Annotated in this window: 18 protein-coding genes; 7 read left to right on the top strand and 11 right to left on the bottom strand. The window is 73.0% G+C overall.

The window, feature by feature from the left end; genetic code table 11:
* Nucleotides 1–8 precede the first annotated feature (8 nt).
* Together ACZ61E_RS06600 and ACZ61E_RS06595 are read right to left on the bottom strand one after the other, a co-directional pair.
* Nucleotides 9–2,228 (bottom strand): MMPL family transporter, encoded by a 2,220-nt coding sequence (locus ACZ61E_RS06600; RefSeq protein WP_469698119.1) that lies wholly within the window; start codon nucleotides 2,226–2,228, stop codon nucleotides 9–11.
* 55 nt (nucleotides 2,229–2,283) lie between these two features.
* Nucleotides 2,284–2,835, bottom strand: coding sequence for a TetR/AcrR family transcriptional regulator (locus tag ACZ61E_RS06595; RefSeq protein ID WP_469698117.1), 552 nt, complete (start codon nucleotides 2,833–2,835; stop codon nucleotides 2,284–2,286).
* A 289-nt stretch (nucleotides 2,836–3,124) separates the two neighbouring features.
* On the opposite strand from ACZ61E_RS06595, the gene ACZ61E_RS06590 reads away from it, so the two are divergent.
* The 3 genes from ACZ61E_RS06590 to ACZ61E_RS06580 all read left to right on the top strand — a co-directional run bounded on the left by ACZ61E_RS06590 (nucleotide 3,125) and on the right by ACZ61E_RS06580 (nucleotide 5,716).
* Nucleotides 3,125–3,808 carry a DedA family protein gene (locus ACZ61E_RS06590; RefSeq protein ID WP_469698116.1) on the top strand — a complete coding sequence of 228 codons (684 nt, stop codon included), beginning with the start codon at nucleotides 3,125–3,127 and terminating at the stop codon, nucleotides 3,806–3,808.
* Nucleotides 3,809–3,917: 109 nt separating this feature from the next.
* Entirely contained in the window at nucleotides 3,918–4,880 is a 963-nt protein-coding gene (locus ACZ61E_RS06585) for a threonine/serine dehydratase (protein WP_469698115.1), read from the top strand.
* 263 nt (nucleotides 4,881–5,143) lie between these two features.
* Nucleotides 5,144–5,716, top strand: a complete 573-nt coding sequence (locus ACZ61E_RS06580; protein ID WP_469698113.1) for a hypothetical protein — start codon at nucleotides 5,144–5,146, stop codon at nucleotides 5,714–5,716.
* Nucleotides 5,717–6,000: 284 nt separating this feature from the next.
* On the opposite strand, the gene ACZ61E_RS06575 is transcribed toward ACZ61E_RS06580, so the two are convergent.
* The gene (locus ACZ61E_RS06575; RefSeq protein WP_469698111.1) at nucleotides 6,001–9,027 is read right to left on the bottom strand and encodes a LuxR C-terminal-related transcriptional regulator; all 3,027 of its coding nucleotides are present in this window, start codon (nucleotides 9,025–9,027) and stop codon (nucleotides 6,001–6,003) included.
* A 444-nt stretch (nucleotides 9,028–9,471) separates the two neighbouring features.
* Here ACZ61E_RS06575 and ACZ61E_RS06570 point away from each other — a divergent pair, with 444 nt between their 5' ends.
* Both ACZ61E_RS06570 and ACZ61E_RS06565 read left to right on the top strand, forming a co-directional pair.
* Entirely contained in the window at nucleotides 9,472–10,470 is a 999-nt protein-coding gene (locus tag ACZ61E_RS06570) for an alpha/beta fold hydrolase (RefSeq protein WP_469698110.1), read from the top strand.
* 90 nt (nucleotides 10,471–10,560) lie between these two features.
* Nucleotides 10,561–10,926, top strand: coding sequence for a PH domain-containing protein (locus ACZ61E_RS06565; RefSeq protein ID WP_469698108.1), 366 nt, complete (start codon nucleotides 10,561–10,563; stop codon nucleotides 10,924–10,926).
* Between the two features lie 24 nt (nucleotides 10,927–10,950).
* On the opposite strand, the gene ACZ61E_RS06560 is transcribed toward ACZ61E_RS06565, so the two are convergent.
* From ACZ61E_RS06560 to ACZ61E_RS06530, 7 genes are all read right to left on the bottom strand, one after another.
* Nucleotides 10,951–12,051: a hypothetical protein gene (locus tag ACZ61E_RS06560; RefSeq protein WP_469698106.1), complete on the bottom strand. Its 1,101-nt coding sequence runs from the start codon at nucleotides 12,049–12,051 to the stop codon at nucleotides 10,951–10,953.
* Nucleotides 12,052–12,056: 5 nt separating this feature from the next.
* Entirely contained in the window at nucleotides 12,057–14,570 is a 2,514-nt protein-coding gene (locus tag ACZ61E_RS06555) for an Hsp70 family protein (protein ID WP_469698105.1), read from the bottom strand.
* Entirely contained in the window at nucleotides 14,563–15,291 is a 729-nt protein-coding gene (locus ACZ61E_RS06550) for a hypothetical protein (RefSeq protein WP_469698104.1), read from the bottom strand. Before ACZ61E_RS06550 ends, ACZ61E_RS06555 begins: the two co-directional genes overlap by 8 nt.
* Entirely contained in the window at nucleotides 15,288–16,409 is a 1,122-nt protein-coding gene (locus ACZ61E_RS06545; protein WP_469698102.1) for a serine/threonine-protein kinase, read from the bottom strand. Before ACZ61E_RS06545 ends, ACZ61E_RS06550 begins: the two co-directional genes overlap by 4 nt.
* Complete coding sequence (locus ACZ61E_RS06540) at nucleotides 16,406–17,212, bottom strand: FHA domain-containing protein (RefSeq protein WP_469698100.1); 807 nt, start codon at nucleotides 17,210–17,212, stop codon at nucleotides 16,406–16,408. The genes ACZ61E_RS06545 and ACZ61E_RS06540 overlap by 4 nt, the downstream gene beginning before the upstream one ends.
* A gap of 53 nt (nucleotides 17,213–17,265) precedes the next feature.
* Nucleotides 17,266–19,470, bottom strand: coding sequence for a septum formation family protein (locus ACZ61E_RS06535; RefSeq protein ID WP_469698099.1), 2,205 nt, complete (start codon nucleotides 19,468–19,470; stop codon nucleotides 17,266–17,268).
* 267 nt (nucleotides 19,471–19,737) lie between these two features.
* Nucleotides 19,738–20,733, bottom strand: coding sequence for a ferric reductase-like transmembrane domain-containing protein (locus ACZ61E_RS06530; RefSeq protein WP_469698097.1), 996 nt, complete (start codon nucleotides 20,731–20,733; stop codon nucleotides 19,738–19,740).
* 204 nt (nucleotides 20,734–20,937) lie between these two features.
* Here ACZ61E_RS06530 and ACZ61E_RS06525 point away from each other — a divergent pair, with 204 nt between their 5' ends.
* Together ACZ61E_RS06525 and ACZ61E_RS06520 are read left to right on the top strand one after the other, a co-directional pair.
* Nucleotides 20,938–21,648 carry a hypothetical protein gene (locus ACZ61E_RS06525; RefSeq protein ID WP_469698096.1) on the top strand — a complete coding sequence of 237 codons (711 nt, stop codon included), beginning with the start codon at nucleotides 20,938–20,940 and terminating at the stop codon, nucleotides 21,646–21,648.
* A 141-nt stretch (nucleotides 21,649–21,789) separates the two neighbouring features.
* Nucleotides 21,790–22,449 (top strand): sigma-70 family RNA polymerase sigma factor, encoded by a 660-nt coding sequence (locus ACZ61E_RS06520; protein ID WP_469698297.1) that lies wholly within the window; start codon nucleotides 21,790–21,792, stop codon nucleotides 22,447–22,449.
* Nucleotides 22,450–22,457: 8 nt separating this feature from the next.
* Here the strand turns inward: ACZ61E_RS06520 and ACZ61E_RS06515 are convergent, their stop codons facing one another.
* Nucleotides 22,458–23,795, bottom strand: a complete 1,338-nt coding sequence (locus ACZ61E_RS06515; RefSeq protein ID WP_469698094.1) for an MFS transporter — start codon at nucleotides 23,793–23,795, stop codon at nucleotides 22,458–22,460.
* Between the last annotated feature and the right edge of the window lie 3 nt (nucleotides 23,796–23,798).

Raw genomic sequence — 23,798 nt, 5'->3', positions numbered from 1 at the left:
CTCGGGCGTCACACCCTGACCGCGTCCTCGCTCTCGCTGGCGTCCGCAGCGCGCTGCTCGGGAAGGAGCTCGCGCTGGAGGCTCTCGCCCTCGATGTCGAGGTTGGGCAGCGTCCGGTCGACGAACCGCGGCAGCCACCAGGCGGCGCGCCCGAGCAGCGACATCACCGCCGGGACCAGCGCCATGCGCACGATGAACGCGTCGACGAGCACACCGATGGCCAGCGCGAAGCCCATCGACTTGATGATCGGGTCGGGCATGAAGACGAACCCGCCGAACACGGCCGTCATGATCAGCGCGGCGGCGGTGACGACACGGGCGTTGTGCCCCATCCCGCTGACGGTCGCCTGCTGCGCGCCGGCGCCGTGGACGTAGTCCTCACGCATCCGGGAGACGAGGAAGACCTCGTAGTCCATGGCCAGCCCGAACAGGATGCCGATCAGCAGGATCGGCAGGAAGCTCACCAGCGGACCGGGGGTGTCGACGCCCAGCAGGTCGGCGAGATGCCCCTGTTGGAAGATCGCCACGGTGATGCCGAAGGTGGCGCCGATGGTGAGGAGGAAGCCCAGCGCGGCCTTCAGCGGCACCAGGAGCGAGCGGAAGACCAGCATCAGCAGCAGGATCGACAGACCGACGACGAGCAGCAGATAGACGAGCATGGCGTCCGCGACCTTCTCGGAGACGTCGATGCCGATGGCCGTGGTGCCCGAGAGCGCGACATCCGCCCCCGCCGCCCCCGGGACGTCCCCGATGTCCGCCACGCGGTCACGGACGGTGCGCACGACCTCCTCGGTGGCCTCGTCCGTGGGCCCGGCCTTCGGGATGACGGTGAGGAGTGCCGTGGTGCCCTGCTCGTTCAACTGCGCCGGTGTGACGGCCAGTACGTCCTCGGTGCCCTGGATGCGCTTCGCCGCCTCCTTCGCGGCGACACCGGTGGCCGCGGCGTCGTCGCCCGAAACGACGGCGATCAGACGGCCGTTGAAGCCGGGACCGAATCCCTCACTGGTGAGGTCGTACGCCTCGCGGGTCGCCGAACCGGCGGCTGCGGTGCCCGCGTCGGGAAGCGCCAGGCGCATGTCGGCGGCGGGCAGGGCCAGTACGCCGAGGCCGAGGATGCCGGCGAGGAGGACGGGGACGCGGAAGCGGGTGACGGTCCGGCCCCAGCGGAAACCGAAGCCCTCGCGGGACCCGGCGGCCGGGCCGTCCTTCGACATGCTGACGGGGGTGTCGCCGTCGCGCTGCTTGCGGGGCAGTACGCGCAGGCCGGCGAAGCCGAGGAGCGCCGGGAGGAGGGTGAGCGCGACCAGGACGGCGACGGCGACCGTACCCGCCGCGGCCAGGCCCATGACGCTCAGGAAGGGGATGTTGACGACGGTCAGCCCGGCGAGGGCGATGACCACGGTCGCGCCCGCGAAGACCACGGCCGAACCGGCGGTGCCGACCGCGCGGCCGGCCGCCTCCTCGGCCTCCGTGCCCTCGGTCAGGTACTGGCGGTACCGGGAGGTGATGAACAGCGAGTAGTCGATACCGACGGCGAGGCCGAGCATGAGCGCCAGGATGGGGGCGGTGCTGGTGAGTTCGACGACGCTGCTCAGGGCGAACAGCCCGGCCATGCCGGCCCCGACGCCGACGAGCGCGTTCAGCAGCGTCATACCGGCGGCCACCATCGAGCCGAAGGTGACGACGAGGACGCCCGCGGCGATCAGCACACCGATCGCCTCCGTGGAGCCCACCTCCACCTCGGCGCTGAGGACTTCGCCCCCGTGCTCGACCCGCAGCCCCTCGGCGTCGGCGCCGGCCTTCTCGTACGCCGCGCGCTGCGCGTCGGTCACCTCGTCCACGGACTTCTCGAACTGCACCTGGACCAGGGCGTACCGGCCGTCCTGGGAGACGGCGCCGGCCTGGAACGGGTCCACCGCGCCGACCACGCCGGGCACGGCGGCGGCGTCCCGTACCACCGGCGCGACCATGGCCGGGGCGAGCTTCCCGCCCTCGGGCGCGGCTATGACGATGGTGCCGGTCGTGCCGCTGGCCTGTGGGAACTGCTCCTGGAGCGAGTCCAGGGCGCGCTGGGACTCGGTGCCGGGCATGGTGAACTTGTCGCTGCTGGGGCCCATGAAGGTGGCGGCGGCTCCGCCCAGCACGACGAGCAGGAGGAGCCATACGGCGACGACGCGCTTGCGCCGGCGGAAGGAGAACCGGCCGAGCCGGTACAGCAGGGAAGCCATGGCGAAGGTTTCTCTTCTCGGTGGTCGGTGGGGGACGGGGAACGCGTGTGATCGGTCAGTCGGGGCCGGGGGCGGCGAGGGTGCGCAGCGCGCCGCGGACGAGTTCGTCGCGCAGCTCCTGATCGGGTACGTCGACATCGCTGGCGCCCGTCACGAAGACGGCCCCGAGGACCATGTAGGCCGCGACCACGTCCCGCGCGGCCTTCGAACGGCCCGCGAACGCGTCCAGCAGCCGGTCGACGGTGCCGGGGATGCTGCCGAGCGCGGGGTGCGCGGTCATGCCGGGGATGTCCTCGAAGAGGATCTTGATCTCGCGCCGGAAGCGCATGGCGAGATCGACGTAACCGGTGACGGCGGCCTCCGTCGCGGCCCGCCCGTCGAGGTCGAGCAGCCGGGCGTCGAGCGCGGCGAGCCCTTCGCCGGCGGGGGTCAGCAGCTCGGTGAGGATCGCTTCCTTGCTGGTGAAGTGGTAGAGCAGGGACGCTTTCGAGCAGCCCACGGTGGTCGCGATGTCGTGCAGCGACGTGCCTTCGTAGCCACGGGTCGCGAACAACTGCAACGCCGATTCCAGGATGTGTCCGCGCAGGGCGGAGGCGGGCCGTGCCATGCGTCCACCATAACTGTCCGATCGGTCAGCATTGGTGGACGGGGTGGCCGGGCACCTCGCACGGCGCCGAGCGCCTTCGGGCGGGCCCGGCGGTGATCCGCGAGGCGCACCACGGCGGGCCCGGCGGTGACCCGCATCACGGGACTGGCCTGCGCTTTCTATTGTTGTGGGGGACGCGCGACGTACGTGCTCGAACCCGAACCCCCGCGACCTCCCCGACCTCCGCGCCGGACGCCCGAACCGTCCGGCGGGATCGCCCCCGCCCCGCGCCCCCCTTTGGAGACAACTGATGGATGCCGTACCGCTCGCCCTCCCGCAGGAACCCGCGGGCGGCATCGCGGGCTGGGCCGCCGATCTCGTGGACAGGATGGGGGCGCCGGGCGCGGGTCTCGCCATCGCGCTGGAGAATCTCTTCCCGCCGCTGCCGAGCGAGATCATCCTGCCGCTGACCGGCTTCGCGGCGGGCCAGGGAGTCATCAGCCTGGAGTCGGCCCTGTTCTGGACCACGCTCGGTTCGGTGGTGGGGGCCGCCGTCCTCTACTGGGTGGGGATGCTCTTCGGCCGCGAGCGGATGCACGCGATCTGGGCGAAGCTGCCGCTGGTCAAGGACGCCGATCTGGTGCGTACGGAGGAGTGGTTCGCCAAGCACGGCACCAAGGCCGTCTTCCTGGGCCGCATGGTGCCCATCTTCCGGAGTCTGATCTCGGTGCCGGCCGGGGTCGAGCGGATGCCGCTGCCGGTCTTCATATCCCTGACGGCCCTCGGCAGCCTGCTGTGGAACTCGGTTCTGGTGCTGGCCGGTTACTGGCTGGGCGACCAGTGGCACCTGGTGGAGACCTACGTCGGGCTGTTCTCCAAGGTGATTCTCGGCCTGGTCCTGCTCGCCGTCGTCGCCTACGCGCTCACGCGTCTGCCGCCTCTCGCCGGTACCGGCCGGCGCCGTCGCCGGCGGGGGCGGGCGGGGAGGGACTGAGGCGGGTGGTCCGGGGCGGAGTCGGGGCACCCAGGGCCGACCCGGGCGGCGGCGGTCTGTACGGTCTGCGGAAGCGGCGGCAACCGGCCGTCAACAGGAGGTACGTGTCGTGATCGGCATCTCGGACATCGAAGCGGCGGCGGGACTGATCGCCGGACATGTCGTGCGTACGCCGACCGTCGAGAGCCCGGGGCTGTCGGCGCTGCTCGGGGTCCCCGTCACCGCCAAGCTGGAGCTGCTCCAGCGCACCGGCTCCTTCAAGGCGCGCGGGGCGACGGCGAAGCTCCTGTCCCTGGGCGAGGCGGACCGCGCGGCCGGGGTGGTGGCGGTGAGCGGCGGCAACCACGCGATCTCCGTCGCGGTCATGGCCGAGGCGCTCGGTGTGAAGGCCACCGTCGTCATGGCGAAGTCCGCGCCCGCCCGCGCCGTGGAGATCGCGGAGGCGGCCGGCGCGACGGTACGGCTGACCGACACGATGGACGAGGCGTTCGCGCTGATGTCCCGGCTCCAGGCGGAGGGACTGACCATGGTCCACCCCTTCGACGACCCGGTGGTCGTCGCCGGACAGGGCACGGTCGGTCTCGAACTCGCCGAGGACGCGGGCGACGGGGTCACGGATGTCCTCGTCTCCATCGGCGGCGGCGCACTCGTCTCCGGTGTCGCGGCGGCGCTGCGCGCGCGGCGGCCCGGCGTACGGATCTGGGGTGTCGAGACCGTCGGCGCGCAGGCCATGTCCGAGGCGCTGGCGGCCGGGGGGCCGAAGCCGGTACGGCTGTCGTCCATCGTCTCCACGCTCAGCGCGCCCACGGTCTCGCGGATCACCTACGACCATGTGAGCGAGCTGGTCGGTGAGGTGCTCGTCGTCACGGACGCCGAGGCCGTGCAGGGCACCCTCGACCTCGCCGACCACGCGAAGGTCTGGGCCGAACCGGCCGCGGGCTGTCTGGTTCCGGCCGCCCGCCGCGTGATCGAACGCGTCGGCGGCGGGGCCCGTCTGGGCCTGGTGCTGTGCGGCGGCAACGCGACCACGGGGGACGTCATGTCCTGGGCGGAGCGCTACCACCTCCGCTGAGCGGCCGGCCCCGGGAGCCCCCGGACGGCCTCCCACGGGCCCGGACCGGGCCCTCGATCGTCCCCGGCGACGCGGTCGCCGGGGATTCTTTGCGTATCCGTATGTCGGGGGACCCGGATAGGCGGGCGGCACGGGCGCACGTAATTTGCTGGCGATCCCCCCAATGTACGGGGCCCGTTCCAGGGGCCCGAGACGCGCGGCGTCGTCCACGACGGGTCGCACCGGCATGAATGTGCGCCGCTCCCCCCACAAGGAGATATGTCATGCTCTCGTCAATCCGAAGAATCGCTGGGGCATCGGCCGTCGCCGCCGCCCTTCTCTTCGCGCTCCCCACGTCGGCCAACGCCGTCGAGAACAGTGACATCGCCCGCCCCGCCGCCGTGACGCAGTCCGCCGAGGCCGCCGTCGCCGCGGACGCCACCCCCGCCCCCCGCTTCGAGACCGGCGACGCCGGCAACCTGTCGGACCTGCCGACGGTGAACGCCGACGAGCGAGCCGTCAGGGTCCCGGCCTGGAGCTACCACATCACCTCGTCCTGCAGCGGTCGCGAGGGCGCGATACGCCAGGGCGCCAACTACTGGGGCTCCGCCACCGAGACGGCGTCCAGCGGCACACCCGTGTCCTGTGTCGGCGGCTATGTCCAGGGCTGCGGCGGAAGCAACGTCGTGGGCTGCAACTGGGGCGCCGGCCAGCGCATCGAACTGTCCACCATGGTCGGCGACTTCGCGCTGCTGGCCGCCCACGAGTTCGGCCACAACTGGTACGGGCACTCCGGCACGGGCTGCGCGAGCTGGGCCAGCCAGGCCGACGTGATGCGCACGACCATGTGCAGCTGATCCACTGCCCCCTCGGTCCTCCGGGATCCGGGCCGACGATCACTCGCCGAGCGGGCGGGCCGACCACGCACGACGGTCGGCCCGCCCTCCGCCGTCCCCGGCCGCCCGCCGCGCCGTCGCCAGGCCGTGTCTTCGAAGTCCCGCCTGGCCCGCGACGCCCGGCGCGGCACCTCGCCGCGCGGTCGCAAGCCGGCCGGGTACGCCCGGTACGAGACCGGTCCTCCGCCTCCCGACGCACCGCACCGCACCGGCCGCCGCGGGCCCCGCCCCGCGGGCGGACGGCGCTACGTCGAAGACACGACCCAGGCGCCGTCGCCCTCCTCGTCGCCGCGCGTCGCGCGGGCGCGCGACACCTCCTTCGCCAAGCCCTGCCGACTGGCGATACCGAGCTTGCGCATCGCCCGCGCCACATGCTGTTCCACCGTGCGCGGCGACAGATACAGCGTCGCCGCGATCTCACGGTTCGTCAGACCCGTCGCCGCCAGTTCCGCGACCTCCCCCTCACGCGGGGACATCCGCTCCGCGTACGCCGGGCGGCCCGGCGACCGCCGCCCGGCCGCCGGACGGCAGGCGCGCAGCGTCGCCCGTACGCGCGCGGCGTCCCAGACCGCGCCGAGCGCGGTCAGCTCCGCCACCCGGCGGGTGAGGTCCTCGACCGCCGCGTCCACCTCGTCACCACCGGGCCCGCCGCCGAGCAGGAGCGTGCAACGGCCCGCGCCCTCGGCCATGAGCGCGCGGGCGTACGGGTGCGGCAGCCCGGCGTACGCGGCGCCCGCCCGCTGGAAGCACTGCCGGGCCTCGGCCAGTTCGCCGTCCGCCTCGGCCAGCACGGCCCGGCACCAGTGCAGGGCCGCCGACGCCGACGGGGCGTCCCGCCCGGTCAGCCCGGCCGCGAACTCCGCCACCACGCGCCGCGCCGACTGCCGCTGCCCCGCGCCGGCATGGGCGAGGACCACCCAGGGGGCCAGTTCGGCGCCCCAGACCCAGACGCCCTTCCCGGCGAGCCACGCCCAGGCCGAGGTGGCGGCCTCGGCCGCCGAGCCGACGTCCTGCCGGGCGAGCAGAAGCCGGATATGGGCCCCGGCGGCCGTGGCCGCCACCGGGGCCTCGCACGACTCGTAGACCCGGTAGGGCGGTTGGGCCCGGCCCTGGACGGGCCCTTCGACATGCCCGTGCGCACGGTCGGCTCGCGGGAGCCAGTCCCGCACCGCCTCCCAGTCGCCCCTCGCCAGCGCCAGCAGGGCCAGTACGACACGGGCGTCGCTCGCGCTGCCGTCCTCCGCCACCAGCCCCGTACACCGTTCGGCCAGGCCCTCCCAGCGGCCGGTCAGCCAGTCGCGGAACAGCGCCGTACCGCGTCCCACCCGCTCCAGGAACGGCGCGCCGCTGCGCGCCGCCAGTTCGATGCCCTCGGTCAGCAGCTCGTCCGCACGCCGGTAGTGGCCCAGATACACCGCGCCGTTCGCCGTGTTGCACAGTCCCCGCGCCACCTGCTGGCGGCCCGCCCGGTCCGGGCAGTCCCGGGGCAGCCGCGCCACCAGCCGCCAGGCTTCCAGGTCACCGGTGTTCATCAGGACGGTCGCCCGGCAGGCGGCGGTCGCCGTGCGCGCCGCCCGGTCCCCGGACGCCTCGGCCGCCGTCTCCGCGCGCTCCAGCCAGGTCACGTTCTCCTCCAGCGAGGCGCCGGGGAAGAACGGGTTCGCCAGCGCCGCCATCGCCCGCGCCGCGAGCGCGGGCCGCTCGGCCTCGGCCAACTCGTCCGCCGCGCGGCGCAGTTCCGAACGCCCCTCCTCGAAACGTCTCTTGCGGTTGTGCAGCAGCAGGCCCAGTTCGAGCCGGATCTCGCCCCGGTCGGCGGCGGGCAGCGCCGGGTCCTCGACGATCCCGCGCAGGATGCGGGCCGTCCCCTCCGAGCGGCGGCCCAGTACGGCGCCGCGGGCCAGCGTCAGCGCCAACCGCCCCCGTCTGTCGGCCGGCAGACCGCCGCCCTCCAGCGCCTCCTCCAGCAGTGCGACGGCGGCCTCGTCGTCGCGCCCGAGGTGCTCGGCGGCCCGCAGCCAGTCCTCCGTCCGGCCGCCGCCGCGCCAGTGGCGCGCGACACGGGCCCACGGCGCCGGCTCGCGCGCCGCGAGCAGCGCCGCCGCCCGGCGGTGCAGCCGCTCCCGTACCGGGCCCGGCAACTCCGCGTACAGGGCCGTCGCCGCCAGCGGCACCGCGAATCCGTACCGCCCCTCGCTCGTCTCCCGCAGGACCGAGCCCTCCAGCGCCGCGATCAGCGCCGTACCGCCCTCGTCGCCGTGGAGGCCCGCGACCGCCGCCAGGTCCTGGGCACCGGCCGGCTCGTCCAGCACCGCGGCGGCCCAGACGACCGGGCGGTACGGCTCCGGCAGCGCGGCCGTCCGCTCCAGCACCAACTCCGCCAGCCGGACCGGCACTCCGACCGCGTCCACGTCGGCGGCGGTGAATCCGCGGTCGCGCACCTCGCGGTCCCGCGCGTCCCGGTGCCGCACGCCGGGGTCCGCCGCGTCGCGGTGGTGGCGGCCGTCGCCGTCGCCGTTCCGGTCGTCGGCGGCGTCCCGCACCATCCGCAACAGGTCGACGAGCACCTGCGGCACACCGCCCGAACGCTGCCGGAGCCGGGCCACGAACTCCTGCGGACACCGCCACGCCCCGAGCAGCTCCCCCGCCACCGAGCGCACCTCCCGCTCGTCCAGGGGCTCCAGCCGCCACCGCGCGACCGAGAGCCGCGCCGGATAGTCCACCGCCCGGCCCAACGGCAGCCCGTGGCAGGGCAGTTGCTCGGGACGGTAGGTCAGCACCGCGGCGAAGGGCGCGGGCGGCTCCCTCAGCAGACCCCGCAGCAGGGCCAGACAGTCGTCGTCCGCGTGGTGGAGGTCCTCCGCGACCAGGAGGCCGGGGCGGGCCGAGGCGAGCAGGGCCTCAAGCGCCTGGTACGCGGTGAGCCGCACCCCGTGCTGAGCCGTGTCCCGCCCCGCGTTCCGCTCGTCCGCGTTCGCCGGCCCGGCCGGCTCGCCCCGCCCGGCGCGTGGCTCCGGCCCGGGCGGGTCCGCGACCACCAGAGCGCCCGACGCCCGGAACGTGACCACCAGCCGCGGCACCGCCCGCGCCCGGGGCGACTCCAGCAGCCGGTGCACCAGTCTGCTCTTCCCCGTCCCGGCGTCGCCCTCGACCAGCACCAGCGCCGGTTCCTGCCCGGCCGCACCGTTCCCGGCGCCGTTGCCCGCACCGCTGCCGGTACCGGTGCCGGGCAGCGCGGACGCCAATCGCCGCTCCCACGTCTGTTCGTACACGAGAGGCCACTCCTCACGGTCGTCGCACACCGGTCGCCGCACCGGCCCGTCCGGGACGCGGTCGCAGACCACCGCCCTCCGGTGTCCGCTGCCTATCACGCATCGACATGTACAGAACAGACAGCACCCGGCCACCCGCGGCCGTCCGCAGTCGCGTTCCGCCGTCGAACTCTCGTCCGCGACGGCCGGCCGACGGTGGGGCACCCGGCCGCCAGACGCAGATGTGCGCGAATTCCTGGAACTCGTACGAGGGAATCCCGTTCCACTTTCTCCCCAAGACTCACCGGCGGGTGATTTCGTGGCGAATTCTGGTCGTTGGTAGGAGCAGTGAAGCGGAAGTGCTCCTGCTCGCTCGCGTCCGGATCCGGTGCACCGCCACCGCGGGACGCGCAGGGTCACTTGCCGGACGGCGACACCCCCCACCTCAGTCCTTGGAGCCACCCAGTGCCTGTGCCCACCGACGCGATCACCAGTTCACGTACCCCCGCCGCCGACGGCGCCCCCACCCTTCCGCCCCAGGCCACGGAGACGGCAGCCGGGAACACCGGGCAGCCGGCGGAAGTCACCGAACACGATCTGACCTTCGACGGATTCCGCTACACCTGCCGGATCGCCCGTCAGGGCCAGCCCGGCACCGAGCCCGTCGTGATCCTCGGCGGCTCCTCGCAGGACCGGCATTCATGGCAGCGGCACGAGAAATGGCTCACCCCGCTCAGTTCCGTGATCACCGTCGATCTGCCCGGCTACGGAACCGCCGACTTCCTGCCCGCCGTGTACGGCGTCGATTTCCTCGCCGCCGCCGTACACCACGCCGTCCGGGAACTCCGCATCCCCCGTATCAATCTGGTGGCCGCCTGCTACGGCGGAGCCATCGGCGTACGGTTCGCCCAGCACTACCCGCACCTCCTCGAACGGCTGATGCTCGTCGGGATGACCACCGTCATCCCGGACGACTACGCGGCGGCGATGGAACGTTGGGACGGCATGATCCAGCGCGGTGAGACGGAGCCCATCGCCCGGGAACTCGCCGACCGCTTCATGTCGCCCCCCGGCACCGGCCATGTGCGCAAGAGGGCCGCCGTCGCCCGCCTCGTGCATCAGCAGATCGCCTCGCAGAGCCCCGAACAGCTGCGCATGTCCGCCGAGCACAACTCCCGGCTGATGCGCCACGAGTGGTACCGCCCCGAACCGGTCCCCGCCGTTCCCAGCCTGGTCGTCACCGGTGAGCACGACACCCTGACCACACCCGCCATGGGCCGCACGATGGCCGCGTGCCTGCCGTCGGCCCGGTTCATGACCATCGAGGAGACGGACCACCTCGCCCCGGTGGAACGCATCGCCGACTTCGCCGACCTCATGGCGCGCTTCTGCACCGACCGCCCACTGGAGGGCCTGCCCTACGCCTCCGAACCCGAGTCGTTCGGCACGTCCCGGCGCGCCTGACCGTTCCCCCGGCCGACCGTTCCCCCGCCCCGGCGGGCCGGCGCACGAGCGCCGGCGAGTCGCACGGTCTTTCCGGGGCAGGAGGCTCTCATGGCATTGTTCGGAAACGCACACACCATCAATCCGGCCACCGCACAGCAGGACTACGCCCGGCTGCTGGGCCAGGGCGAACAGGTGCACGCCGCCTACCAGTTGATCCGTGACAGCATCCTCTTCACCGACCGGCGGCTGATCCTCATCGACAAGCAGGGGATGACCGGCAAGAAGACCGAGTACCACTCCATCCCGTACCGGAGCATCACGCACTTCGCCGTGGAGACGGCCGGCACGTTCGATCTCGACGCCGAGCTGAAGATCTGGCTCTCCGGCGCCACGGTGCCGATCGAGAAGACCTTCACCAAGGGCGTCGACATCTACGAAGTGCAGGCCATCCTCACGCAGTTCGCGGCGCGGTAGCCGACGGCTGTCGGGGCCGCCTTCTCAGGACGCGGACGGCGGCTCCTTCGGGGTGATCAGCAGCGTGACCGTACGGTTGCGGGGCGCGTTCGCGGCGGTCGCCGGGAAGGGGCCCCGCCGCTGGTCCGCGCTGACCAGCCGGAAGTCCGTCAGCCGCAGGTCGCTGTCCTGCGCCAGGTACTGGGCCGCCACCCGGGCCCGGTTCAGCGCGACCACCGATCCGCCGCTCGGGGCGCCGCCCGGTACGGCCACGGAGTGGCCCACCACGGTCGTCTCCACCCCCGTACCGGCCCCGGCCGCGTCACCGGACTCCAGGTCGGAGAGCCTGCGGCCGATCTCCGTCAGCGCGGACGCGCCCTGCGCACCGATCACGGAGTCGTACGGGAACACCCCCGTGCTGAAGACCAGTTGGACATCGCCGGCGTGCCGGCGGATCTCCACCCCCGGCATCGCCAGGCGCTCCGCGACCGTGTCCAGCGTGCTGTCGCGCCGCGCCGCGGCGGCCGTGTCGCCCGCTTCGAGCGCATCGAGTCGCTCCTTGAGGGCATCGGCCCGGCGCGACTCCTCCCGCAGCCGCTCCGATCCGGTGTCCGCCTCGGCCACCGAGTCCGCCGGCTGCCGGTCGCCGTCGCCGCCGTTCGCGAGGAGCCAGCCGCCACCGCCGATCAGCGCGACTCCCGCCAGCGCGGCGGCGACCACCGCGACCCGGCCGGTGTGGACGACCGGGCGGGCGTGCCGCCGTCCTGCGGCGATCTTCGCGAGGGTACGGCGGCCGGCCGCCGCGTCCGGGTCGCCCGGCGCGATGGCCTCCACCCGCGACCAGCACGTGTCCGCCTCGGTCAGCTCCCCGCGCTGGGCATGCACCTTGGCGCGCAGATTGAGGGCGGCCAGGACCGTCGTACGAGGGGCGGGGGCGCCCGGGCCGGCCGACTCCCCCTTCCGCCCCGGCTCCCCCGGCTCGTCCAGCGGGCCCAGCCCGTCCAGCAGCCGGGCCGCCAGATCGAGGTCACCCGCACGGGCCGCCGAGTGGGCCCGGTGCACCGCCAGTTGCAGGCTCAGTGCCCGTGCCCCCGCCGGGTCGGTCACCTCCCCCGTACCGCCCGCCGTATCCGTCGCGTCCGTCACGCCGCTCACCCCCTGCCCAGCCAGACGACCTTGTCCTGCTCGTCCTTGGGCAGCAGCCGGTACAGCCGCTGGTTCACCGCGTCCAGCCCCTGCCGGTCGTTCGCCGCGATGGCCCGCTGCCCCTCCTGGATCAGCGGTCCCGCCTGTCCGGACGACCGGAGCATCTCCTGAAGCGTGTAGAACAGCTTCACGGCCCAGTCGGGGCTGCGCCGTTCGAGTTCGAACAGGAGCCTCCCCGTCCGGTCGATGAGCCCGCGGACGGCGACCGAGTCCTGTGCGTCGATCGCCTCGTCGGCCCGGCTCCGGATCGCGGCCAGCTCCTGCCGGTCGGCCGCGTCGCCGTGCTGACGCACGAGTTCGTCGGCCTCCGCGATCGCGGCCCGCAGGTCCTGTACGAGACCCGGCAGCCCCACCGCGTCCGCGATGTCGTCCAACTCCGCCTCCAGGTCGCGCAGCCGCTCCTCCGCCGCGGCTGCGGCCCCGACGTCCACCGTCGACGCGTCGACCTGGTCGCGGGCGGTGCTGACGGTGCGCTCCTCGTCCAGCTTGGCCAGCCGCCGCTGGGCGTCGGCCGAGCCCGTGTCGGACACGAACCCGCGCAGCGCCCCGAGCCGCTCCTCCGCCTGCTCCAGCGACTTCCGCAGCTCCTCGGGTTCCGTGGTGCGGATGTTGTCGAGGTCGATCTCGGCCTCGAACTGCGCCTGCACCAGCGGCACATCGGCGATCACCGTCACCATGCTGGACCTGTCGACCTCGACGGTCACCTCGACCTCGCTGCCCGCCGGCAGGTCGATCCGGATGTCGCGGGGCCGGATCTCCAGCATGCCGACACCACGGTTGCGGTCGGCCCGGCTGCGTTCGCCCTGGATGACCGGGATGCGGATTGTCGCGTCGCCGTCGGAGCGGTGCAGGGCCGCCGACGTACGGAACACCTCACGCACCGAGGTCGGCAGTGTGGCGCCCTTGCGCAGCATCGGTGCGAAGACCTGCTCGGCGAGCTGGATGCCCAGCGAGTGCGCGAGCCGTACGCCGCCGAACTCCAGGTCCCGGTGGGTGATCGTCAGCGTGTTGGAGGCGAGTTCGCAGCGCGCGCCCGACGGGTCGGTCAGCTCGACGAAGAACTTCGACGTGGTGTGCGGGTCGACGGCCACGTCGGTCACGAAGACACCGTCCGCGTTCGGCGAGATGGCGGCGGAGCGGAACGGCGGCTGTCCGTCGGGGTTGTTCAGGGTGACCGTGTAGCCGGTCCAGTCCACCTCCGCCGAAGCCCCCGCCGAGGACTCCGCCGCCGGTTCCGAGGCGCCGCGCAGGCGTCCGCCGACCGTGGGCTGGAGGGTGGTGACACTCGGCTCGTACGACAGCTCGACGGCGAACTGCCCCGCCGGCACCGGCGCCGACCTCGACTGCGGGATCCGCACCGTGCTGGCGAAGATCGCCGCGCCCCGGGCGACGACCGTCGTCGGGTCGAGGCTCACGTCGAGTTCGATGCCGAGACCGTGTCGCGGGTCGGCCAGCCGTTCCCGGAGGCCGGGCGAGAGCGTGACGCCGCCGACGAGCAGCAGCCGGTCGATGTCGTCCGGACCGAGCGCCGCCTCGGCGAGCGCGTCCCGGCAGAGGTTGATCGCGCGGACGTAGAACGGTTCGGCGATGGTGTCCAGTTCCCCGCGCGTCAGGGTGTGTTCGAGGGTGAGGGGGTTGCCGTCGGCGTCGTTGAGTTCGATCAGCATGTCGACCTGGTCGCGCCGGGAGAGATGGATCTTCGCGTCCTCGGCCGCGCGCTTGAGCTTCGCGAAGTTGGCCCGCCAGCGCGGGTTGTCCCGGCGCATGTCCGTCAGACCCAGCTCGGCGGCGACGGCGGGGAGCAGCAGCCGCTCGATGACCGCCCAGTCGATCAGCTTGCCGCCGAGATAGGGGTCGCCCGCGTGGTTGAGCACCCGGAGGTCGCCGTCGCGCTTGCTGACCAGGGCGGCGTCGAAGGTACCGCCGCCGAAGTCGAACACCATCCAGTACGCGCGGTCGGTGGCGTCCTGGAAGCCGTACGCGAAGGCCGCCGCGGTCGGCTCCTGCACCAGCGGGCACGCGGAGGTGAATCCGGCCAGCTCGGCGGCCTCCATGGTGGCCTTGTTCTGGTTCAGGGCGAAGGCCGCGGGGACGGTGATCACCGCCGACTCGGGCGGCGTGCCGCAGTGGTGCGCGGCGTCCGCGCGCAGCGACCGCAGCACCTCCGCCGAGAGCTGGGGCGGGCTGAGGGAGACACCGGCGGTGGTGAAGGTCTTCCGCGAGTCGGCGAGACCCATCTCCAGCTTGAACTCGGCGGTGGCGTTGGCCGGGTCGTGCTCCACGCGGTCGCGCGCGGCGCGCCCGACGTGGACCCTGCCCTCCTTGGGCATCCACACCGCCGAGGGTGTGATGTCCCAGCCGTCGTTGTTCTTGATGACGGAGACGGTGCCGCCCTCGACGACGGCGATGGCGCTGTTGGTCGTACCCAGGTCGATACCGAAGTCGACGGTGTCACGCATGATCGGTCCTCTCGTGGTCCGAGCTGGACGGTGTTTCGGGGGCGGAAGCGGGGGTGGGAGCGGGAGCACGGGCGGAGGCGGGGACGGCGTCCTCGGGTTCCGGTGCGGGCGTGGGCGCGGACTCCGGTACGGGACCGGACCCCGCCCCCGACCCGGGCTCGGGCTCGGGCTCGGACGCCGGTGCCGGTGCCGGTGCCGGTGGGCAGCCGACGATCACCTGGCCCATCTGGATACGGCGGCCGTGCAGATAGATCGTCGGCCTGATGGTCTCCAGGACCGTCTCGGCCGTCAGCGACGGATCCTCCTCGAAGGTCAGCGCCTCCAGCGACCGGCCGGTGTGGAACGCGTCGCCCTCGTGCTCCTGGACGAGCAGACCGGCGTCGTCCAGCGCCTCGCGGCACGACCGCAGATAGCGCCCGGTCTGCCGGGAGCGCGACGACGCCGCCTCGCCCTGCCGGGTCAGCCGGCGCTGGGCGCGCCACAGATTCGTCGCGGCGTCGGCCAGCGCCTTCGCGTCCAACGAGTCGTCGGCGGCGGGTGGTTGAACAGCCGTGTCCGCCTCCGCCGGCTCCGCGGTCGCGACCGAGGCCGCCACCGAAGCGAGCAACCGCTCCAGCTCCTCGCGCGACGGTTCGTCCCACGGCAGCGGCGCGATCCGGAAAGCGCGGTGGTGCCGGCGCTGCCGGAGATCCTCCCTCAGCCGGGACAGCCGCCCGCTCACATCATCACCCCCCGGCGCCACAGCGTGAGCTTGGACAGATACCGGTCGCGCAGGTACGGCGACAAGTTGACGGCCTCCTCCATGAGGTCCGCGGCGCGGTCGAGTTCCCCCGGCGAGCGGGCCAGTGCGAGTGCTTCTTCGGCCAGCCGCCGCGCACGCTCCGTGGGCGGTCTGACAGGACGCTTGGTGGTGGACGCGGGCGTCTCGCCCACCGGCCGCGAGGCCCCGGACCCGACGGAGTCGGGGGCACCGGCCGCCGTGCCCGCCATGGACTCCGCGCGTTCGCGCAGCGCGTCCGCGAGGAACTGGGCCGTGGCCGGCCTGTTCCGCGGGTCGATTTCGAGGGTGGCCAGCACGATGCGGTCCAGGTCCGCGTCGACCTCGTCGTTGTAACTGCTCGGCGGGAGCAGCGACCGGTTGAACCGCCCGAAGGAGAACGACGAGAACTCCTCGCCGCCCTGGTGAAACGGGAACCGGTTGGTGAGCAGCAGATACGCGATCACACCGACCGACCACACGTCGCTGGCGCACGAGTACCCCTGGTTGCGCATCACCTCGGGGGCCATGAAGGCGTACGTCCCCTGCGCGCTGGCCAGATGCGTGAACGGATCGGCGCGTTTGGCGAGACCGAAGTCGCTGACCCGCACCCGCATGCCCGTCCCGTCGTAACCGATCAGGACATTGGCCAGGGTCACGTCCCGGTGCACGATCGGCGGGTCCTGGTCGTGGGCGACGGCGAGACCGCCGGCGATCTGGGTCATCACCTCGGCGACCAGGTCCCTGGGCACCATCGACTTGTGCGCCGCGGCGAGCCGTTCGAGGCTGCCGCCCGCCACGTACTCCATCGTGAAGAAGCCCCGCAGCCCCTCCGGCGTGCGGACCGTGTTCGCGTCGAAGAGACGAACGATGTTCGGGTGTCCGAGAGTCGACAGCAGCCGCGCCTCGTCCAGCATGCGGCGCGTCTCCTCCAGGGACGCGACGCGCTTGAACAGCTTCATCGCCTGCCAGCCGAGATACTCGTGACGCACCCGGTGGACCTCGGCGAACGCCCCCTCGCCCAGCGGTCGGTCGATCACGAGCGTGTCGCTGACCCGGTCACCACTGACGAGCAGTGTCATAGCCCCGACGCCCCCTGTCCGCCCGTACTCCCCCCACCCGCGTGCACGTTGAGGCGGTAGCCGATCCCCGTCACGGTCTCCAGGATCTTCGGATTCGACGGGTCCGACTCCACACAGCGCCGTACGGCCCGTACGACGCCCGCGAGGTCGGCCCTGCTGTACGAGCGGTGCGGCGCCCACTCCTCGTGCGCGCCCCACAACGCCGTGATCAGCTCGGCGTGTTCGCAGGCGACGGCCGCGCCGCTGGTGCTGCGTCCGGACATGTAGCGCAGCAACTGGTGTCCCTGTGGCCGCAGTCCGGTGATCAGGGTCTCTTCGCCGTCCTCGTTGCGGTACGCCCTGGCGGCGACCCAGTCGTAGCGCAGGCACGGTCCGGTGTGGCGCACGTCGGACGGGGAGCCGAACGGCGCCGGCCGAGTGGTGTGCGGGTCCAGGAAGGTCAACTCCCAGTACACCGGCTCCCCTTCGGGGTCCATGTCGCCGAGGATCAGCAGTGTGTCCCCGTGCTGGATGCGTTTGCGCGCCTGGAGCCGTTCGACGGTGTCGCCGTGCCTCAGCAGCGTTCCGTTGACGCTCGCGTTGTCCGTCACCGACCACATGCCGTCGGCGAAGTCGAGCGTGCAGTGCAGCCGGCCGACCCAGCGCTGTGGATCGGGGCCGAGTCCGACGTCGGGTGCCCGCTCCGGTACGGCGCGGCCGACGGTCACCGACACGCCTGCCAGCTCGAAGACGGCCTGTGCCCTCTCCGGCGAACTGACCCGCAGAGCGGCCCCCTTGACCCCCACCACCCGTTTCTCCTCCATGGTCATCATCGGTAGTCGTGCGTCGGACGGGCTCGTCCCCCCGGGCCGGCTGGTCATCGGAGCCCGCCGGTGAAAGTGCTGTCGCCCGCGTAGGACAGTGCGCACATGGTGTAGATCGGGCTGTCCTTCGCGTTCCACGTCCACCAGTCCTGAGCGGGATAGGTGACGTTCAGGACCATGGTGCCCTCATAGCCCTCCGTCTCCTTCTCGCAGGCCGCCTTCGCCCGCGCGTAGACGGCGTCGTCACCGGGCCACTCACCGGTGCCGTCCGGGTACAGGACGGGGTAGGCCACTATCTCGGCCCAATGGGGCTCCTCACAGGGCACGATGGGGATGCCGACCGATTCGAGGGCCAGGTCCTTCTTGGTCTGGACGCACGATCCCACGGGTGCGTTCTCCTCGACGCGCTGGCCGAACGTGCCCATCAGCGCCGGTTCGGTCGAGACCGGTACGTCCAGCCGCACCAGGTCTTCCCCCGTCATGTAACGGTCGTCCGGCCAGTGCGCCACACACGTCGTGTACTCGTCCAGCGCCGGCCCCGCGGGATCCCAGGCGCTCTCGGGGGGCACCGTGAAGGTCACCTTCAGCCCCTTGCCCTCCGAACCGAGCCGGGCCAGGGCGAGTTCGCACCGGAACCGGGCGAGCGCGGCCACCTGCTGGGCTCCCGGATACTTCCCCGTCAGATACCTGGACGCGCTGTCCACCAGCAGTTCGTAGGCCACCACCTCGCCCCAGTGCTCCTCGCCGCACGGGACGACGTCCACCTCGCGCTCGCCGGGCCGCCAGTCCGACTTGCTCCCGATGCACCCGCCCCGCGGGTCGTTGCCCTCGACGGTCGGGGCGGAGATGACGACCGAGTCGCCCTGTGGCCGGTAGCCGTCGTCGCCGCCACCGCCGTCGTCGTCGAAGGCCCCCGCGATCTTCGCCACCAGGAAGCCCAGGACGACGAGTACCAGCACGGCCCAGGCGAGCGCCCGCCGCCCCGGGCGTGTCCCGTTCCCCCGCCCCGCGCCCTGGAGTCCGGCCAGCATGCGGTCGATCTCGTCGGTCCCCGGGCCGCCGGCCAGTTGGTGCCTGACGTTGAGCAACAGGGTTCTGGCGGGGCCGATCCGTCCGGCGGCGACCAACCGGTCGACCTCTGAACGGATCTGGTTGAACGTCGTCATCATGTCGCGCAGACCGTCGCGGTTGGTCCTGACCGTCTGCTGGGTGACCGGGTCCGTCGCCAGTTCGGCCGCCGTACGGAACCATTTCGAGGCGTTCAGGTTCGCGGCCGGGCCGAGCCCGTCCGTGGCGGCGGTGGCGCAGTTGTTGAGCAGGACGGCGACGTCGTTGCGGACGCTCGCGGTGCGCCGGTGCCGGGCGTGCGGGACGAGCGACTCCAGCAGGGCCAGTGCGGGCAGCGCGTGGTCGTACACCTCGGCCGCGGCGTCGTCCCAGTTCCCCCCGTCCAGCTGGGACGACGCCCGTTTCATGGTCGCGCGCAGCGACTCGTAGTGCGGCGCGGCGGCTTCCTCCAGCTGGTCGTCGACCGTGCCGGAGGGTACGAGGGGCCAGTCGCGCGCCAGCTTGGCGAGCCGGAGGCGGTCGGCGGGCGCCGGAGCCGCCGCGGCCAGCTCGATGAGCGGTTTGACGAGGGTGCCCGGCATCGCGTCGCGGAACGTGTCGATCACCGACTCGTCGAGCTGCCGGTCGTCGAGCACGGCGATACGGTGCCGCACGTGGTCCCAGAAGGCGGCGCGCCTGAGCACCTGGCCCCACAGCCGCGAGGCGTTGGACCAGAGCCGGACGGCTTCGTCGATGTCGGGTCCGGCCGACACCGCGCCGTTCTCGGCCTCCAGGTCGAGTGCCGCGCTGTGGGCGCGGACGGCGGCGTCGTGGTCGTGGTGCAGGGTCTTCGGGCACGAGCAGGTGGTCGCGGCCGGGCCGGTGCCGGTGCCGTTCGGGGAGGCGTCGGCGGGCTCGTCCCAGAGCCAGAACAGCTCGTCGACCAGCCGGCGTCGCGGATCGCCGAGTATGCGGTCGAAGGCGCCCCGGACATCGTCGAGCCGGACGGGGAGCGAGTGCCCCAGGTCGACGTCGGCGCCGAGTTCCAGCGCGGGGGTGATCCGCTGCTGACGCTGCCGCACGGTCCGCCGGTCGGCGTTCGTGGGCAGGCCGGTGATGCGGAAGGCGTTTCGCCGGTACATCTGCGGACCTGCCGCCTCCAGCAGTCCGGCTGTCGTCTCGTCGATCACAGCACGCTCCGAATCGACCATGTCGAGGGTTGTCGTCCCTCTGGAAAGTATGGCGATCCCGAGTGCCCCGCTCCATGGCAACTGAATGGAATTCACATGGGTAACGCCCCCTTCCCCAGGCCCGGTTGGCCGATGGAGGGGGCTGGGCGAGGGGGGCGGGAGAGGTGGTGAAGGTGGTGCGGAAGTTACGCGGCGGACGACTACCGTCCGGTAGCCGAGCGGGTCCCGTCGGCCGGCCGTCCGCCGTCGGTCGCCAGTGGCCGGTCGTCAGTGGCCGGTCGTGAGTGGTCAGTCGTGCACGTGCGTGGAGGAGGTGTCCTCCGGCGGTACGGTGCGCCCGCCGTCCCGCCCCGAGGCGATGACGGCGACCAGCACACCGATGACGGCGACGGCCGCCACCCGCCCCGTCAGGCGCAGACCCCAGCCGGCCTTCGACCCACGGTGCGCGCCGGGCGGCGCGAGCCGTTCCGAACGGCGGGCCGGGCGCAGGAGCCGGAGCAGGAAGAGCGCGGCGATGGGGAGCTGGAGCAGCCACACGGTGGTGCGGAAGGCTCCGTCGTACCAGACGTTCGTGCCGTACAGCAGGGTGTGCCACACGCTCAGGACGTACACGACGAGCACGAAGCGGTGCAGGACGCGCCAGGTCTTCGGGCCGATGCGGTGGCGTACGTAGAAGAGCAGGCCGAGCGGGACGGCGAGGTAGAGCGCCGCCTGGCCGATCGGCATGGCCCAGACGCCGGTGCCGGAGTTGTAGCCGCCGGGGATGAACGTCTCCAGTACGGCGGTGCCGATCCGCGAGGGCCACGCGTCGGTGTCCTGGTAGATCAACTCGGCGGCGAACAGCAGCGCGTGGGCGACGATGAGCGCGATCGTGTTGAGGCTGGTGGTGCGGTGCAGCCGTTCCAGGCGCGGTCCCGAGAGCGGCAGGCGCGCGGGGCGCGGACCGGAGATCAGCAGCCCGATGACGACGGTGCCCCACGCCCAGAGCAGGGCGGACCAGCCGAACGCCTGGCTGAGGTAGTACATCCAGAAGGCGCTGGTGTCCGCCATGAACGGCATGACCGTCAGGGTGGACGACGTCTCCGCCTCGATCCGCACGAAGAGGACGACGAAGACGGCGGCCGTCACGACCAGGGCGACCAGGCCGTCGAGCCGGCTCGCGCGGAGGTCCGAACGGAGGGTGACGCGCGAGGACGTGGCGGCGGCGGGGGCCCGGCGCTTCTTCGCGGCGGGGGCCGGGGGCTTCTCCGCGTCGGGGGTCGCGGGCTCTGGGGGCGGATTCATCGGGCGGTCTCCGGTTCCGTCATCTTCCGTCGTACGGATTGGTGCGCGGTCGTACTGTTGGAGGTGTCGGTGGCGGGTCCCGATAAGTTCCCGGGGTTCCGATGTGAGCTGGATCACACCAACTCCTTGTCCCCGCATAGCGCGTGAACATCCGATGTATGCCCATCAGGTGGGCTTTACCGACAGCCCTGTCACGCTGGCACCATGACGGCCATGGGAGCCGGACCCGCACTCCGCCTCGCACGCACCGCGGTCTTCGCCGCCGTGTGTGTCGTGGTGTCCGGGCTCGGTCACGCCCTGTCGGCCGGTGGCCCGCTGCCCCCGCGCGTGCTCGCCCTCGCCTTCCTGCCGGTGTGCGCGGCCGGCTGGTGGCTGTCGGGGAAGGAACGCGGCGGCGCGGTGATCGTCGCCGCGAGCGCCGCCGGACAGCTCCTGCTGCACGCCGTGTTCAGCGGACTGCATCCCCTCCCGGCCGGCGGTCACGCCGGACACGGGGGCCACGAGGGCGACGGGCGCGGCACCGGCACACCGGTGAACGGCGGCGAGGTCCCGCACGAGACCTACGGCGAACTCCTCGGCCCGAACGGACTGGCCGCTCTGCTCGACAGCTCCGGCTTCACCTCCGGCATGCTCGCCGCCCACCTGCTCGCCGGTCTCGTGTGCGGCTGGTGGCTGTGGCGCGGCGACCGCGCGTTCGTACAACTGGTGGACGCCCTCGCGCTGTTCGTCTGCGAGTTCACCCACGGCCGCGCGTACGCGCGGCTGCGGTTCGCCCACGAGGTGCTGAGCGGCGGCGCGGCCCCCCACTTCCGGGCGCTCGCGCCTCCCGTGCCGTACCGGCCGATCCGGCCCCCGGCCCAACTCCCCGCCCCGCACGCCGTGTCGAGGCGTGGGCCGCCACTCCTTCCGTCCTGAGCACCGCACCACCCCACACCCCACACCGCTCTGATTCCACGGGCCCGGCGGCCCGGACGCGAAGGACATTCCGTGATACCTGCTGCCCGGCACACACCTGTGCCCACCCGCGTACCCCCTGCACACATACCCCCCACCCGCATACATCCGACGACCAGCCACCGCGCACGCCTCGGTGAGCCGGCCGGCCGCGCCGCCGACGACTCCGAGATCACCGCGTGGGCCCTGGCCGCCGGTCTCGGGGACCGCAGAGCCGCCGAACTGTTCGTACGGGCCACGTACGACGACGTACGCAGGTTCGTCGCGCACCTCAGCGCCGACGTGCGCGGTGCGGAAGATCTGACCCAGGAGACGTATCTGCGGGCGCTGGCGAGCCTGGCGCGGTTCGCCGGGCGCTCCTGCGCACGGGTGTGGCTGCTGACGATCGCGCGCCGCGTGGTCGTCGACCGCTACCGGCGCGCGGCCGTACGGCCCCGGATCGCCGACACGGCGGACTGGGTGACGGTCGCGGACCGGGCCCAGCCGCGCCATCTGCCGGGCTTCGAGGAGTCCGTGGCGCTCTCGGACGCGCTGGCCGCGATGGATCCGGGGCGCCGGCAGGCGTTCGTGCTGACCCGGCTCATCGGGCTCTCGTACGCGGAGGCCGCCGACGCGCTGGGCTGCCCGGTCGGGACGATACGGTCCCGCGTCGCCCGCGCCCGGCGCGATCTCGCGGCGGTCTGGGCGCCGGAGAGCGGAAGCACCGAGGCCGGGAGCGCGGAGGCCGGGAGCGCGACACCGACGGTGGCCGTTCCCGTGTGACGCGGACGTCAGCGCGGGTGGCGGGCTTCCACCAGCTCGCCACCCGCGCGGCGGCCGGCGCGGGCACCCGCACGCCGCCGTGCCCAAGCGACGCACACCACCAGCAGCGCGGGCAGCGCGACCGCCTGCGCGCTGACCAGCAGCCAGAACGCCGGTACCGCCGAGGCCCGTTCGAGCGCCGCGTACAGCTGGCCCCCGACCGCCGCCGCCGCGAACGCCCCCAGTCCGGCCGCCAGCCGCTGTCGGCCGAAGACCGTCGCGGAGGGGGCGGCCGACCGGTCGAGCGCTTCCAGGTCGTTCTTCAGGAAGAGGACGACCTCGCCGAGGCAGAGCAACACCGCCCCGGCCGCGATGCCCACCCCGCCGCCGGACGCGAGCAGCGCCGTACCCGCCGCCATCGCGCCGAAGCCGATCCGGAGCGCCGTCGCGTACGGGAGGGCGGCGAGGCGGCGCGCGGAGAGCGGCTGGGCGACGACGAGGAGGATCGCGTAGCCCATGAGGACGAAGCCGTAGAAGGCGGCGGAGGTCCGGGGAACGGCGTAGAGGGCGAGGTAGTGCTGGAAGAACATGAAGACGTAGACGGCGAGCACGGTGAACGCGAACGGCGGGAGGGCCGGGGGGCTCAGTTGGTCGTGACGGCCGGAGGCCCCGCCACCCCGCTCCTGCCCCTGCTCCTCCTCGTGCTTCTGCTCCCGCCCCCGCTCCCGCCTCCCGTCCCCGGCCTCGCTCCCCGCCGACGCGCGAGCCTCCTTCGCCTCGTCCGCCACCCGCGGCAGCAGCAGATGCCCCGCTCCCACCAGCGCGAACAGCGCCGCGACCGCCGTGAACAGCCCCGCGGGCGACGCCAGTACGAAGGGAGCCGCCGCCGGCGGTCCGAGCGCGATGCCCGCGTTGAAGGCGGAACCGCTCGCCGCCAGCAGCCCCGGACGCCGCTCGGGCCCGCAACCCGCCACCAGATAGGCCTTGTTGGCGGGCAGATACAGCGCCGCCCCGCACGACACCAGGAACAGCGCGCCCACCGCGACGAGCGGCCGGGTCAGCCCCGGTACGAACGCGGCGAAGCCCGCCGTACGTACCGCCAGCGCCACCAGCATCGTGGCCCGCAGCCCGATCCTGGCCGCCAGCGCGGCCCCGACGACACCGCCGGAGAACTGCACCAGCGACGCGACCGCCAGTACCGCGCCCACCACTCCGAGGCCGAGCCCGAACCGTTCGTGGAGCAGGACCGACATGTAAGGCAGAACGGCGAAGCTGCCGAGGGTGATCAGGAACGAGGCGCCGAGCAGGAACACTTGAGGCAGCGTCAGGGCGCGCGGGCCCGGCCGGAGCAGCCCCGGCAGCCGCACACC

The sequence above is a fragment of the Streptomyces sp. NPDC104581 genome, from assembly GCF_055583685.1.
Note: the sequence above shows the minus strand (reverse complement) of the source record. Positions and strands in the feature narration are given on the sequence as shown.